The 14,489-nt window shown below is 65.2% G+C and carries 13 protein-coding genes; all 13 read left to right on the top strand.

Annotation, left to right across the window (positions count from 1 at the left end; genetic code table 11):
• Positions 1 to 267: 267 nt before the first annotated feature.
• The 13 genes from HZR81_RS05335 (at position 268) to HZR81_RS05275 (ending at position 14,397) form a co-directional block, all read left to right on the top strand.
• A complete protein-coding gene (locus tag HZR81_RS05335) occupies positions 268 to 1,134 on the top strand; it encodes a PHP domain-containing protein (RefSeq protein ID WP_500127507.1) in 867 nt (288 codons plus the stop codon).
• A 13-nt stretch (positions 1,135 to 1,147) separates the two neighbouring features.
• Positions 1,148 to 1,771, top strand: a complete 624-nt coding sequence (locus HZR81_RS05330; protein WP_063540513.1) for an L-threonylcarbamoyladenylate synthase — start codon at positions 1,148 to 1,150, stop codon at positions 1,769 to 1,771.
• Between the two features lie 132 nt (positions 1,772 to 1,903).
• Positions 1,904 to 3,109, top strand: a complete 1,206-nt coding sequence (locus tag HZR81_RS05325) for a tryptophan--tRNA ligase (protein WP_500127558.1) — start codon at positions 1,904 to 1,906, stop codon at positions 3,107 to 3,109.
• A gap of 28 nt (positions 3,110 to 3,137) precedes the next feature.
• A complete protein-coding gene (locus HZR81_RS05320; RefSeq protein ID WP_500127506.1) occupies positions 3,138 to 3,956 on the top strand; it encodes a segregation and condensation protein A in 819 nt (272 codons plus the stop codon).
• Between the two features lie 19 nt (positions 3,957 to 3,975).
• Positions 3,976 to 4,746, top strand: a complete 771-nt coding sequence (scpB, locus tag HZR81_RS05315) for an SMC-Scp complex subunit ScpB (RefSeq protein WP_500127505.1) — start codon at positions 3,976 to 3,978, stop codon at positions 4,744 to 4,746.
• 183 nt (positions 4,747 to 4,929) lie between these two features.
• The gene (gene edd, locus HZR81_RS05310) at positions 4,930 to 6,759 is read left to right on the top strand and encodes a phosphogluconate dehydratase (protein ID WP_500127504.1); all 1,830 of its coding nucleotides are present in this window, start codon (positions 4,930 to 4,932) and stop codon (positions 6,757 to 6,759) included.
• Positions 6,756 to 7,718: a glucokinase gene (locus tag HZR81_RS05305; RefSeq protein ID WP_500127503.1), complete on the top strand. Its 963-nt coding sequence runs from the start codon at positions 6,756 to 6,758 to the stop codon at positions 7,716 to 7,718. Before edd ends, HZR81_RS05305 begins: the two co-directional genes overlap by 4 nt.
• A gap of 57 nt (positions 7,719 to 7,775) precedes the next feature.
• Entirely contained in the window at positions 7,776 to 8,510 is a 735-nt protein-coding gene (locus HZR81_RS05300) for a response regulator (RefSeq protein ID WP_500127502.1), read from the top strand.
• A gap of 19 nt (positions 8,511 to 8,529) precedes the next feature.
• Positions 8,530 to 9,945 (top strand): ATP-binding protein, encoded by a 1,416-nt coding sequence (locus HZR81_RS05295; RefSeq protein ID WP_500127557.1) that lies wholly within the window; start codon positions 8,530 to 8,532, stop codon positions 9,943 to 9,945.
• A 159-nt stretch (positions 9,946 to 10,104) separates the two neighbouring features.
• Positions 10,105 to 11,352 (top strand): ABC transporter substrate-binding protein, encoded by a 1,248-nt coding sequence (locus tag HZR81_RS05290; RefSeq protein ID WP_500127501.1) that lies wholly within the window; start codon positions 10,105 to 10,107, stop codon positions 11,350 to 11,352.
• Between the two features lie 108 nt (positions 11,353 to 11,460).
• Positions 11,461 to 12,378: a carbohydrate ABC transporter permease gene (locus tag HZR81_RS05285; protein WP_279642858.1), complete on the top strand. Its 918-nt coding sequence runs from the start codon at positions 11,461 to 11,463 to the stop codon at positions 12,376 to 12,378.
• Complete coding sequence (locus HZR81_RS05280) at positions 12,371 to 13,213, top strand: carbohydrate ABC transporter permease (RefSeq protein WP_200599528.1); 843 nt, start codon at positions 12,371 to 12,373, stop codon at positions 13,211 to 13,213. Before HZR81_RS05285 ends, HZR81_RS05280 begins: the two co-directional genes overlap by 8 nt.
• An 11-nt stretch (positions 13,214 to 13,224) precedes the next feature.
• The gene (locus HZR81_RS05275) at positions 13,225 to 14,397 is read left to right on the top strand and encodes an ABC transporter ATP-binding protein (RefSeq protein ID WP_011913552.1); all 1,173 of its coding nucleotides are present in this window, start codon (positions 13,225 to 13,227) and stop codon (positions 14,395 to 14,397) included.
• Positions 14,398 to 14,489: the final 92 nt, after the last annotated feature.

Raw genomic sequence — 14,489 nt, 5'->3', positions numbered from 1 at the left:
GGGCCCGGCGTTGACGTTCGCAGGCCGGCAGCGCGGCATCATAGCAAACGGCGCCTGGCGGGAAACTGCCGAGACCGACGACGCATCGCACGGCAAGCGCCATCGGCTGTCGAAGCAGAAGGTTTGCCGCGGCGGGCACCGTTGGCGCGAGCCAAAGCCCCGGCGCGGCGTTAGACTAGCCAGCCGTTCGCCCGCTCTGTCTTGCTCGAGCTGGGTTTTCGGACAGTTTTTTCGAGGTGCCAGCACCTCACTGGAGTGCGTTACCTGATGATCGTCGATCTGCATTGCCACAGCACCGCCTCCGATGGCGTGCTGGCGCCCGCCAAGCTGGTGGAGCGCGCCCACGGGCGCGGTGTCCAGCTGCTGGCGCTTACCGACCACGACACCGTCGACGGCCTCGCCGAGGCGCGGACTGCCGCGCAGGCGCTGGGTATGCAGCTGGTCAATGGCATCGAGCTCTCGTGCCTGTGGAACGGGGCTACCATTCATGTATTGGGCTATGGGTTTACCACCGATGCGCCGGCACTGCAGCAGGCGATCGCGCAGCTGCACGAAGGGCGCTGGCGCCGGGCCGAGCAGATTGCTCAACGGCTCGAAGCGAAGGGCATGCCGGGCGCTTTGGAAGGCGCTCGGGCGATCCAGCAGGAGCTGGGTGACAGCGGCAACGCGCCGGCCCGCCCACATTTTGCGGAGTTCTTGGTGCGTGCCGGCCATGTGCGTGACCGTGCCGAAGCGTTTCGCAAGTGGCTCGGCTCGGGCAAGCTCGGCGACGTCAAGCAGCATTGGCCGAGCCTCGAGCAGACGGTTCGGACCTTGCGCGAGGCGGGCGCCTGTATCAGCCTGGCGCACCCGTGGCAATACGACTTCACCCGCAGCAAGCGGCGTCGGTTGGTGATCGATTTCGCCCAAGCCGGCGGTCATGCGCTGGAGGTGGTCAATGGCATGCAGCCGCTGGAGCAGGTCGGCGGATTGTCGATCCTGGCGCGCGAGTTCGGCCTGATGGCCACCGTGGGCAGCGACTTCCACGCGCCGGGCGACTGGTCCGAGTTGGGGCTGTACCGCAACCTGCCGGAGGATCTGTCACCACTCTGGAGACATTTCGACCATGAGCGCCGCCTACCTGCTGCCAGCTGAACAGGGAGTTCCCATGAGCCAGTTCTTTCAGATCCATCCGGACAACCCGCAGCCACGCCTGATCAAGCAGGCCGTGGAGATCATCCGCAAGGGCGGGGTGGTGGTGTATCCCACCGATTCCAGTTATGCCATCGGCTGCTCGATGGGCAACAAGGCCGGCATCGAGCGCATCCGCCGGCTGCGCCAGCTCGACGACAAGCACAACTTCACCCTGGCCTGTCGCGACCTGTCGCAGCTGGGCCTGTTCGCCAAGGTCGATACCGCTGCCTTCCGCCTGCTCAAGGCGCATCTGCCTGGGCCCTACACGATCATCCTGTCGGCCACCCGCGAAGTGCCGCGCATGTTGCTGCATCCCAAGCGCCGCACCATCGGCCTGCGTGTGCCCGCGCAGCCGATCGCCCAGGCGCTGCTGGAGGAACTCGGTGAGCCGCTGATGAGCGTTAGCCTGATTCTGCCGGGCGAAGAGCTGCCAATGAGCGATCCGTACGAGATGCGCGACGCGCTGGAGCATCAGGTAGACCTGATCATCGATGGCGGGTACGGTGGTCTGGAGGCCTCGACCGTAATCAGCCTGGTCGATGACCAGCCCGAGGTGGTGCGGGTCGGCTGCGGCGATCCCGAACCCTTCATGGCCTGAGCCTGGATGGCGAGTGAGCCCGTACAACATCCGGCCTGTGCGGTGAGAGGGTTGAGCCAAGTTCGGATGCGAACGTTGACCAACTGAACTTACCAAGCAAGCCAATTAACCAAGGACACCCTTTTGAGCTCCATGGATTCACAGCGGCGCGTGGTTTCCGGCATGCGTCCCACGGGCCGACTTCACCTCGGTCACTACCACGGTGTATTGAAGAACTGGGTCAGGCTGCAGCACGAGTACGAGTGCTTCTTCTGTATCGTCGACTGGCACGCGCTGACCACCGACTACGAATGCTCCGGCGAAATCTCGCAGAACGTGATGGACATGGCGGTGGATTGGTTGGCGGCCGGGGTCAGTCCGAGTTCGGCGACGCTGTTCATCCAGTCCCAGGTTCCCGAGCACGCCGAGCTGCATCTCTTGCTGTCGATGATCTGCCCGCTGGGTTGGCTGGAGCGGGTGCCGTCCTACAAGGAGCTGCAACAGAGCCTGCAGGACAAGAACCTCGACACCTATGGCTTTCTCGGCTACCCGCTGCTGCAGGCGGCCGACATCCTGCTCTACCGTGCCGGGCTGGTGCCGGTGGGAGCGGACCAGCTGCCGCATATCGAGTTCGCCCGCGATGTGGCGCGGCGCTTCAATCACCTCTATGGGCGCGAGGCGGATTTCGAGGACAAGGCCGAAGCGGCGATCCGCAAGCTCGGCAAGAAGACCTCCAAGCTCTACGTCAGCCTGCGCAAGAGCTATCAGGAGCAGGGCGACGTCGAGGCACTGAGCACTGCCCGTGCGCTGATCAAGGAGCAACAGACCATCACCATCGGCGACCAGGAGCGATTGTTCGGCTACCTGGAAGGCTGCGGCAAGCTGCTGTTACCGGAGCCGCAGGCATTGCTTGGCGAGTCACCGAAGCTGTCCGGGCTCGACGGCGGCAAGATGGCCAAATCCAACAGCAATGCGATCTATCTGCGCGACACGCCGAACGAGATCGAGGAGAAAATCCGCCGCATGCCCACCGACCCGGCGCGCGTACACCGTAGCGATCCCGGTGAGCCGACGCGCTGCCCGGTGTGGCAGATGCATCAGGCGCATTCCGAGGAGGCGGTGTGCCAGTGGGCCGAGCAGGGCTGTCGCAGCGCCGGCATCGGCTGTCTGGAATGCAAGGCGCCGCTGATCGATTCGATCAAGGCGGACCTGGCGCCGCTGCAGGAACGCGCGTTGGATTACGAGCAGAATCCGGATCTGGTGCGCAGCATCCTCGCCGAGGGGGCGGAGCACGCACGCGACGAAGCCCGCGAGACGCTGATCGAAGTCCGCCAGGCGATGGGCCTGACCTACCGCTGACACGCGCCCGCCGCCTTCGAGGATGATCATGCAGACCGAACCCCAGAGGCCCGAACTGACTCAGCCCGGCGAGCAGCTGCGCCTGGCGCTGGTCTATGGCGAGGCGGTAACCGAGCTGCCGCTGGACCTGTATATCCCGCCGGATGCGCTGGAAGTCTTTCTCGAAGCCTTCGAAGGCCCGCTTGACCTGCTGCTCTATCTGATCCGCAAGCAGAACATCGACATCCTCGACATCCCGGTGGCGGAAATCACCCGCCAGTACATGGGTTACGTCGAGCTGATGAAGTCGGTGCGCCTGGAACTGGCCGCCGAGTACCTGGTGATGGCCGCCATGCTCGCCGAGATCAAGTCGCGCATGTTGTTGCCGCGCTCGGCCGAAGCCGCCGAAGAGGAGGAGGACCCGCGCGCCGAGCTGATCCGCCGGCTGCAGGAATACGAGCGCTTCAAGGCCGCCGCCGAGGATCTGGACGAGCTGCCACGGGTCGGCCGCGACCTGCAGGTGCCACGCCTCGACGCCCCGGATGCCCGCGCGCGCAAGCTGCTGCCGGATGTCAGCCTGGAGGAACTGCTGGTATCCATGGCCGAGGTGCTGCGCCGTGCCGACATGTTCGAGAGCCACCAGGTGACCCGCGAGGCGCTGTCGACTCGTGAGCGCATGAGCGAGGTGCTCGAGCGTCTGAAGGGAGGCGGTTTCGTCCCGTTCGTCGCGCTGTTCCATGTGGAGGAAGGGCGCCTCGGTGTGGTGGTGACCTTCATGGCCGTGCTCGAGCTGATCAAGGAATCGCTGGTCGAGCTGGTGCAGAACGAGCCCTTCGCGCCCATCCATGTGCGCAGTCGAACCGAATAGATATTTGCAGGAGTCAACCGTGGACCTGTCCGATCCCAAGGATCTCGCTTCGCTGCTCGAAGCCTTTCTGCTCGCGTCCGGCAAGCCGCTCTCCCTGGAGCGCCTCGGCGAGCTGTTCGAGGAGCATGAACGACCCTCGTCGGCGCAGCTGAAGAAGGCCCTCGAAGTCCTGGACAAGTCCTGCAAGGGGCACGCCTTCGAACTCAAGGAGGTGGCCAGTGGTTATCGTCTGCAGGTGCGCCAGCGTTTCTCGTCATGGGTCGGCCGGCTTTGGGAAGAGCGGCCGCAGCGCTACTCCCGTGCATTGCTGGAAACCCTGGCGCTGATCGCCTACCGCCAGCCCATCACCCGCGGCGAGATCGAGGACATTCGCGGCGTTGCGGTCAACAGCCAGATCGTCAAGACGTTGCAGGAGCGCGAGTGGATTCGCGTGGTCGGTCATCGTGACGTGCCGGGTCGGCCGGCAATGTTCGCCACCACCCGCCAGTTTCTCGACCACTTCAACCTGAAGAACCTCGATGAACTTCCGCCACTCGCCGTATTGCGCGAGATGGAACCGGAGCTGCGCCCGGTGCTGGACGACGAGGATGCCGCGGTGCCAGTCGCGCTGCAGGCCCGCGCCGACGAGGCCCTGGACGAGCCGCAGGCGCCTGTGCGCGAGCAGACCAGTTTCCGCAGCCTGCTGGCGGAACTCGATGGCATGGAGCAGGGGCTCAAGACCGACTTCGACGACTTGCTCGAAGCGCAAGCGGCGTACATCGACCCGGACGAGGAACCACCGGCGCCATAGCCGCGGTTCCGTGTGACACCCGGATAACGGCCGTCTCGAGCCCGTCGAGCGCTCGCTGCCGGCGAAACGCTCATGTTGCTAGGCTGCGCGCGCAACCATTGGCCTTGCGTCCGGTCCGAACGCCAACCGACTCCGGATGGTTTATGGTTGTCGAAGAACAAAATTTCGCAGCAGGAGAGAGGCATGCACCCGCGAGTTCTGGAAGTCACCGAGCGCCTGGTCGAGCGCAGCCGCAAGACGCGTGAGCGTTACCTGGCGATGATGGCCGCCGCCGCCAGCGAGGGGCCGCAGCGGGGCAAGCTGCAGTGCGCCAACTTCGCCCACGGCGTCGCCGGCTGCAATTCCGGCGAGGACAAGCAGAGCTTGCGCCTGATGAACTCGGCCAATGTGGCCATCGTCTCGGCGTACAACGACATGCTCTCGGCGCATCAGCCCTACGAGCACTTCCCGGAAATGATTCGCCAGGCGCTGCGCGAGATCGGCTCGGTCGGCCAGCACGCCGGCGGCGTGCCGGCAATGTGCGACGGCGTGACCCAGGGCGAGGCGGGCATGGAGATGAGCCTGGCCAGTCGCGAAGTGATCGCCATGAGCACCGCGGTGGCGCTGTCGCACAACATGTTCGACGCCGCGCTGATGCTCGGCATCTGCGACAAGATCGTCCCGGGGCTGATGATCGGTGCGCTGCGCTTCGGTCATCTGCCGACGATCTTCGTACCGGGTGGGCCCATGCCATCGGGCATCCCCAACAAGGAAAAGGCCGCGGTGCGCCAGCGCTACGCCGAAGGCAAGGCGAGCCGCGAGGAGCTGCTGGAATCGGAAATGAAGTCCTACCACAGCCCGGGCACCTGCACCTTCTACGGCACCGCCAACACCAATCAGGTGGTGATGGAGATCATGGGCCTGCACCTGCCGGGCTCCTCGTTCGTAAACCCTTACACGCCGCTGCGCGATGCGCTGACCCGCGAAGCCGCGCAGCAGGTCACGCGCCTGACCCATCAGGCTGGCAATTACACGCCGCTGTGCCAGGTGGTCGACGAGAAATCCATCGTCAACTCGGTGGTCGCGCTCAACGCCACCGGCGGTTCGACCAACCACACCCTGCATATTCCGGCATTCGCCCGCGCCGCCGGCATCCAGCTGACCTGGCAGGACATGGCCGACCTTTCCGAGGTGGTGCCGACCCTGGCCAAGGTCTACCCCAACGGTCAGGCCGATGTGAACCATTTCCATGCCTGCGGCGGCGTGCCCTTCATGGTGCGCACGCTGCTCGACGCCGGCTTGCTGCATGAGGATGTGCATACGGTGGTCGGCAAGGGCCTGCGCCGCTATATCCAGGAGCCGTTCCTCGACGGTGACAAGCTGGTCTGGCGCGATGGACCCGCTCAGAGCCTGGACGAAACCATCCTGCGTCCGGCAGAGCGGCCTTTCTCGCCGGAGGGCGGCCTGCGTGTGCTGGAAGGCAACCTGGGACGCGGCGTGACCAAGATCTCGGCCGTGGCGCCGGAGCATCGTGTGGTCGAGGCGCCGGCACGGGTGTTCATCGACCAGAGCGAGCTGGCAGCAGCCTTCAAGGCCGGCGAGCTGGAGCGCGATTTCGTCGCCGTGGTGCGCTTCCAGGGGCCGAAGGCCAACGGCATGCCGGAGCTGCACAAACTCACGCCGTTCCTCGGCGTGCTGCAGGACCGCGGTTACAAGGTGGCGCTGGTCACCGACGGGCGCATGTCCGGCGCCTCCGGCAAGGTGCCGGCGGCCATCCATGTCTGCCCCGAGGCGCTGGATGGTGGCCCGCTGGCGCGAGTGCGCGATGGCGACATCATCCGCGTCGATGGCGAGACCGGCGAGCTGCGGGTGCTGGTCGATCCGGACGAGTGGGACGCGCGGGAGCCGGCGATTCGCCCTGAAGACATGGGCATCGGCTGTGGTCGCGAGTTGTTCGCCTTCATGCGCGCCTCGTTCAGCACGGCGGAGCAGGGCGCCAGCGCATTCACCGAGAGTCTGGAGGCGCTCAAGTGAAGACAGCGCTGGTTGGCGACATCGGTGGTACCAATGCACGTTTCGCGCTGTGGCGCGACCAGCGGATCGAGCAGATTCGCGTGCTGCCCACGGCAGACCATGCGCGTCCGGAGCTGGCAATCCGCGCCTACCTCGACGAAGTGGGCCAGCCGCTGGATGCGCTGGAAGCGGTGTGCCTGGCCTGTGCCGGGCCGGTGAGCGGCGATCACTTCCGCTTCACCAACAACCACTGGCAGCTGAGCCGACAGGCGTTCTGCCGCGAACTGGGTCTGAAGGATCTGCTGCTGATCAACGACTTCACCGCCATGGCCCTGGGTATGACCCGGCTGCGCGATGACGAGCGCGTCACGGTCCGCGAGGGCGAGCCTGAACCCGGCCGGCCGCGTCTGGTCATAGGCCCCGGCACCGGGTTGGGGGTTGCCGGGCTGCTGCCGCTGGTGGGCGGCGGCTGGCGCGCGTTGCCGGGCGAGGGCGGGCATATCTGTCTGCCGATCGGCAGCGAGCGCGAGGCGGCGATCTGGACGCAACTGCACCGCGCACAGGGCCATGTGAATGCCGAAGCCGTGCTCAGCGGGCCGGGATTGCTGACGCTCTATCGTGCCTGTTGCGCGCTGGATGGCCGAGCGGCCGAACACGACTCCCCGGCCGAGATCACCAAGGCTGCGCTGGCTGGCGAGCCGTACGCCGTCGCCGTGCTGGAGCAATTCTGCCGCTGGCTGGGGCGCATCGTCGGCGACAACGTGCTGACGCTCGGTGCACGCGGCGGGGTATATATCGTCGGCGGCGTGGTACCGCGCTTCGCCGAGTTCTTCATACACAGCGGCTTTTGCGATGCCCTGTGCGAGAAGGGCCAAATGAGTGGCTATTTCGATCGCCTGCCGGTATGGCTGGTGACCGCGCCTTATCCGGGCCTGGAAGGCGCCGGCGTGGCGTTGCAATCGCTGCTGGAGGGCGTCTAGGCGGCTGGCAGGGAAAGGCGACGGGCGATCGGATAACAACAAGAAAAGGGACGTGACGTGAGCCAAGCAGGTAAGAACATCCTTCTGGTCGACGACGATCAGGAAATCCGCGAGCTGCTGCAGACCTATCTCAGCCGCTCGGGCTTTCAGGTCCGCGGCGTGCCGGACGGCGCGCAGTTTCGCAGCGCGCTGTGCGCCGAACCGGCCGATCTGGTGATACTTGACGTGATGCTGTCCGACGAGGACGGCTTCAGCCTCTGCCGCTGGATTCGCCAGCACGAGCGGCTGGCCTCGATGCCAATCATCATGCTCACCGCCAGTTCCGACGAGGCCGACCGGGTGGTCGGTCTTGAGCTGGGCGCCGACGATTACCTCGGCAAGCCGTTCAGCCCACGCGAGCTGCTGGCGCGGATCAAGGCCTTGCTGCGGCGGGTCAGCTTCGCCCAGGAGCGCGGCAGCGACGTGCTGGCCTTCGATGAATGGCGGCTGGACATGATCAGCCACCGTCTGTTTCACGCCGATGGCGAGGAAGTATTTCTGTCCGGTGCCGATTTCGCGTTGCTCAAGCTGTTTCTCGATCATCCGCAGCAGATCCTCGACCGCGACACCATTGCCAACGCCACCCGCGGGCGCGAGGTGATGCCGCTGGAGCGCATCGTCGACATGGCGGTGAGCCGTCTGCGCCAGCGCCTGCGCGACACCGGCAAGTCGCCCCGGCTGATCCGCACCGTGCGCGGCTGCGGCTATCTGTTGGCAACCCAGGTGACGCCGCACCATGAATCTGCGCACTGAGCGGCGACGCCTGCGGCTGGTGCCGCGCTCACTGCTCGGACGCATGCTGTTGCTGACCCTGCTCGCGGTGCTGCTGGCGCAGGGCCTGTCGAGCCTGATCTGGTTGTCACAGCTGCGCGCCAGTCAGATGGAAGGGCTGCTGGCCAGCGCCCGCAGCCTGGCGCAGTCGATGGGGGCGAGCGTCAGCTACTTCCGATCGCTGCCGCTGGGCTACCGACCGCTGGTGCTCGACCAGCTGCGCAGCATGGGCGGCACGCGCTTCTTCGTCTCGCTCAACGACAAGCCGCTGGAGATGAAGATCCTGCCGGAGACGCCACGCAAGCGTGCGGTGCTGCACGAGGTGGAGCAGGTGCTGCGCCAGCGTCTGGGTGGCGCGGTGGACCTGACCATCGAGTTCGTCAGCCCGGACGATCTGCGCATCTTCAACAGCGGCATCAAGCTCGAGGAACTGCCGCGCTCCTGGGCCCACTACGCGCTGGGCTTCGAACCGCTGGCGCCACCGGTGCTGGTGACGCAGATCCAGATCGCGCCGCAGGAGTGGCTCTATCTCGCCTCGCTGATGCCCGCGCCTTACGTCAGCCTGGAAGACGAGGGGCTGCCGGTGCAGCAGCTGTGGTTCATCGTGCTGACCAGCGCCTTCCTGCTGCTGTTCATCGGCCTGCTGGTGCGCTGGCAGAGCCGGCCATTGAAGCGCCTGGCCAAGGCGGCGCGAGAGCTGTCGGTGGGAGGCGAAGTGCGTCCGCTGGCCGAGATTGGTGCCAGCGAGATCGTCGAGGTCAGCCGCGCCTTCAACAACATGCGCGAGCGCATTAGCCGCTATCTGACCGAGCGCGGCCAGTTGTTCAGCGCCATCTCCCACGACCTGCGTACGCCCATCACACGGCTGCGGCTGCGGGTCGAACTGCTGGAGGACGAGGCCCAGCAAGTCAAGTTCAACCGCGATCTCGACGAGCTGGAACTGCTGGTCAAGGGTGCCCTGCAGTGTGTTAAGGACACCGATATCCACGAGAACATCGAGGCAGTGGACCCCAATCTGTTGCTCGAACACATCGTCGAGCCCTACCAGGCCTGCGACCAGACCCGCGTGACCCTGGATGGACGCGCGCTGGCGACTTACCCCGGCAAGCCGCTGGCACTCAAGCGCTGCATCGGCAACCTGCTGGACAACGCCCTGAAGTATGGCGAGCGTGCCCACCTGCACGTCGAGGATGGCAAGGAGGCGCTGGTGCTGCACGTTGACGACGAGGGCCCGGGTGTGCCGGAGCAGCGCCTGGAGCACGTTTTCGAACCCCATGTACGGCTCTCCGGCCAGCAGCAGGGCTACGGCCTGGGGCTGGGTATCGCGCGCAACATCGCTCACGCCCACGGCGGCGAGCTGAGCATGCGCAACCTGCAGCAGGGAGGGCTGAGGGTGACCCTCACACTACCGCGCTGAAGCCCGCCGGGCGTGCCTGTTACCTGTCGCGTGCCTTTGTAACCGGTTGGTGACCATCGGCCATCCCTTCGTTACCCAGTGTCCATTTTTCCGGGCATAGACTCGGTCCATCGCAAGCGACCCACGACTTGCCGGATAAAAACAAGAAGGTACTCCTCCATGAATGCGATCCATCGTCTCGCTCTTTCCGTTTCCCTTGCCCTGCCACTGCTCGCCCACGCCGGCGAGGTCGAAGTCCTGCACTGGTGGACCTCCGGCGGCGAGAAGCGCGCCGCCGACACCCTGCAGAAGATGGTCGAGCAGAAAGGCCACACCTGGAAGGATTTCGCCGTCGCCGGTGGTGGTGGCGAGGCCGCCATGACCGTACTGAAGACCCGCGCGGTTTCCGGCAACCCGCCGTCCGCCGCACAGATCAAGGGCCCGGACATCCAGGAATGGGGCGAACTCGGCCTGCTCGCCAACCTCGACGACACCGCCAAGGCCGAGCGCTGGGACGAGCTGCTGCCCAAGCAGGTCAGCAAGATCATGCAGTACGACGGCTCCTATGTGGCCGTGCCGGTCAACGTGCACCGGGTCAACTGGCTGTGGATCAACCCCGAGGTGTTCGAGAAGGCCGGTGCCACGCCGCCGAAGACCCTCGAGGAGTTCTTTGCCGCTGCCGAGAAGCTCAAGGCCGCCGGCTTCGTGCCGGTCGCCCACGGCGGTCAGCCGTGGCAGGACGGCACCGTGTTCGAGGGCTTCGTGCTCAGCATTCTCGGGCCGGACGACTACCACAAGGCATTCGTCGAGCTGGACGAGGACACCCTGACCGGCGACAAGATGGTCCAGGCGTTCACGGCGCTGAAGAAACTGCGTGACTACATAGACGCCGATGCCGCCGGTCGCGAGTGGAACCGTGCCACTGGCATGGTCATCGACGGCAAGGCCGGCATGCAGATCATGGGCGACTGGGCCAAGAGCGAGTTCACCGCCGCCAACAAGGTCGCCGGCAAGGACTACCAGTGCCTGCCGTTTCCCGGCACCCAGGGCAGCTTCACCTACAACATCGACTCCTTGGCGATGTTCAAGCTGAGCGACGATGAGAACCGCAAGGCCCAGGAAGATCTGGCGCGCGCGGTGCTGCAGCCGGAGTACCAGACCTTCTTCAACCAGAACAAGGGCTCCATCCCGGTTCGCCAGGATCAGGACATGAGCGAGTTCGACGCCTGCGCCCAGCAGTCGATGAAGGACTTCAAGGCGGCGGCCCAGGGCAGCGGCCTGCAACCCAGCCTGACCCACGGCATGGCCGCTTCGAGCTACGTGCAGGGCGCGGTGTTCGATGTCGTGACCAACTTCTTCAACGACCCCAAGGCCGATCCGCAAAAGGCGGCCAGGCAGCTGGCGGCGGCGATCCAGGCCGTGCAGTGACGCCAAGGGCGGACCGCGGCCGCCCGATTCCCGAACCGTTGTCCCGGTACAGGCCAAGGCCCGTGCCGCGGGCGACGACATCCCGGATTTCCATGAGGGATCACACCCATGAGCTCCATCGCGCTTCAAGCCAGGCCCGCCAAGGTCTCGCCGCTCGACGCCCTGCAGCGCTGGCTGCCGAAGCTGGTGCTGGCGCCGAGCATGCTGATCGTGCTGGTCGGCTTCTATGCCTACATCGGCTGGACCTTCCTGCTCTCGTTCACCAACTCACGCTTCATGCCCAGCTACAAGTGGGCCGGTCTGCAACAGTACGAGCGGCTGTGGGACAACGATCGCTGGTGGGTCGCGAGCCAGAACCTGCTGGTATTCGGCGGCCTGTTCATCGCCATCAGCCTGTTCATTGGCGTGGTGCTCGCCGTGCTGCTGGACCAGCGCATCCGCCGCGAGGGGCTGATCCGCACCATCTACCTGTACCCCATGGCACTGTCGATGATCGTCACCGGTACCGCCTGGCAATGGCTGCTCAATCCCGGCCTGGGTCTGGACAAGCTGCTGCGCGACTGGGGCTGGGAAGGCTTTCGCTTCGACTGGCTGGTCGATCCGGACCGGGTCATCTACTGCCTGGTGATCGCTGCCGTATGGCAGGCCTCGGGCTTCGTCATGGCGCTGTTCCTGGCCGGTCTGCGCAGCGTCGATCAATCGATCATCCGCGCTGCCCAGGTGGACGGTGCGAGCCTGCCGACCATCTACCTGCGCATCGTATTGCCGAGCCTGCGCCCGGTGTTCTTCAGTGCGCTGATGATTCTTGCCCACATTGCGATCAAGAGCTTCGACCTGGTGGCGGCGATGACCGCTGGCGGCCCCGGCTATTCCAGCGACCTGCCAGCGATGTTCATGTACACGCACACCTTCACCCGTGGCCAGATGGGGCTGGGGGCTGCGAGCGCCATGCTGATGCTCGGCGCGGTGATGGCAATCATCGTGCCGTACCTGTATTCCGAGCTGAGGAACAAGCGCCATGTCTGACTTCGCGCAACCGCGCCTGACCTTCGGGCGCCTGACCATCCACGCCACGCTGCTGCTGGCCTGTGCCGTCTATCTGGTGCCGCTGATCGTGATGCTGCTGACCAGCTTCAAGACGCCGGAAGACATCCGCACCGGCAACCTGCTGAGCTGGCCGGAGGCGTTCACGGCCGTGGGCTGGCTGACAGCCTGGGATGCCGTTGGTGGCTATTTCTGGAACTCGGTGAAGATCGTCATCCCGGCGGTGCTGATCTCCACCGCGCTGGGCGCCATCAATGGCTACGTGCTGTCGATGTGGCGCTTCCGCGGCTCGCAGCTGTTCTTCGGTCTGCTGTTGTTCGGCTGCTTCCTGCCGTTCCAGGTGATCCTGCTGCCGGCGTCCTTCACCCTCGGCAAGCTGGGCCTGGCCAATACCACCACCGGTCTGGTGCTGGTGCACGTGGTATACGGCCTGGCTTTCACCACACTGTTCTTCCGCAACTTCTATGTCAGCGTGCCGGAAGCGCTGGTGCGGGCGGCGCGGCTGGATGGCGCCGGTTTCTTCACCATCTTCGGGCGCATCCTGCTGCCGATGTCGGTACCGATCATCATGGTCTGCCTGATCTGGCAGTTCACCCAGATCTGGAACGACTTCCTCTTCGGCGTGGTGTTCGCCAGCGGCGATACCCAGCCGGTCACCGTGGCGCTGAACAACCTGGTCAATACCAGCACCGGCGCCAAGCAATACAACGTCGACATGGCCGCCGCGATGATTGCCGGCCTGCCCACGCTGGTGGTTTACGTGATCGCCGGCAAGTACTTCCTGCGCGGGCTCACTGCCGGCGCCGTCAAGGGTTGAGGAGAACAACGATGGCTTCCCTGGAACTGCGCAACGTTCAAAAGAATTATGGCAACAGCCAGATCGCAACGCTCAAGGACATCGCGCTGAAGATCGACGCCGGTGAGTTCCTGATTCTCGTCGGCCCCTCCGGCTGCGGTAAATCCACCCTGATGAACTGCATCGCCGGGCTGGAGAATATCACCGGCGGCGAGATCCTCGTCGACGGCGAGGACATCAGTCAGGCCAGCCCGAAGGATCGGGACATTGCCATGGTGTTCCAGTCCTATGCGCTCTATCCGACCATGAGCGTGCGCGACAACATCGCCTTCGGCCTGAAGATGCGCAAGGTGCCGGCGGCGAAGATCGAGGAGGAGGTGGCACGGGTCGCCAAGCTGCTGCAGATCGAACCGCTGCTGGAACGCAAGCCGTCGCAACTGTCCGGCGGTCAGCAGCAGCGCGTGGCCATGGGTCGGGCGCTGGCGCGGCGGCCGAAGATCTATCTGTTCGACGAGCCGTTGTCGAACCTCGACGCCAAGCTGCGGGTGGAGATGCGCACAGAGATCAAGCTGATGCACCAACGGCTGAAAACCACCACGGTGTATGTCACCCATGACCAGATCGAGGCAATGACCCTCGGCGACAAGGTCGCGGTGATGAAGGACGGTGTGATCCAGCAGTTCGGTACCCCCCACGAGATCTACAACAACCCGGCCAACCTGTTCGTCGCGAGCTTCATCGGCTCGCCGCCGATGAACTTCGTGCCGCTGCGCATTCGTCAGCGTGACGGCCGCTGGGTGGGCGTGCTCAACAGCGAGCAGGGCAGTTGCGAGCTGCCGCTGCCGATCACCAGTGACGAAGGTCTGCGTGACCGGGAGCTCATTCTGGGCATTCGCCCCGAACAGATCGGCCTGTCGAATGGCTCTGCGGCGGACCTTTCGCTGCTGGTGGATATCGAAGTGGTGGAGCCGACCGGCCCCGATACGCTGGTCGTCTTCGCGCTCAATCAAGTCAAGGCCTGCTGCCGGCTGGCGCCGGATCAGGCGCCGCGGGTGGGGGAGACGCTCAACCTGCAGTTCGATCCGCGCAAGGTCCTGCTGTTCGACGCCCAGAGCGGCGAACGGCTGGGCCTGGCGCAGCCTGCAGCCACGCGCGAAAGCAAGGTCACCCGGCTGGTTTCCAACGGAGCGGGGCCGGTGCAGTGAGGTACCGGCCTGCCTTGCCAGCAGGCTGGGGATAACGGAGACAGGAACCAACGGAGCCGAACGGGCTCGATCCACCGATCAATAACAACAAA

Origin of the sequence: Pseudomonas sp. LM13, from assembly GCF_041381355.1 — a bacterium.
GTDB classification, from domain to species: Bacteria; Pseudomonadota; Gammaproteobacteria; order Pseudomonadales; family Pseudomonadaceae; genus Stutzerimonas; species Stutzerimonas frequens.
Note: the sequence above shows the minus strand (reverse complement) of the source record. Positions and strands in the feature narration are given on the sequence as shown.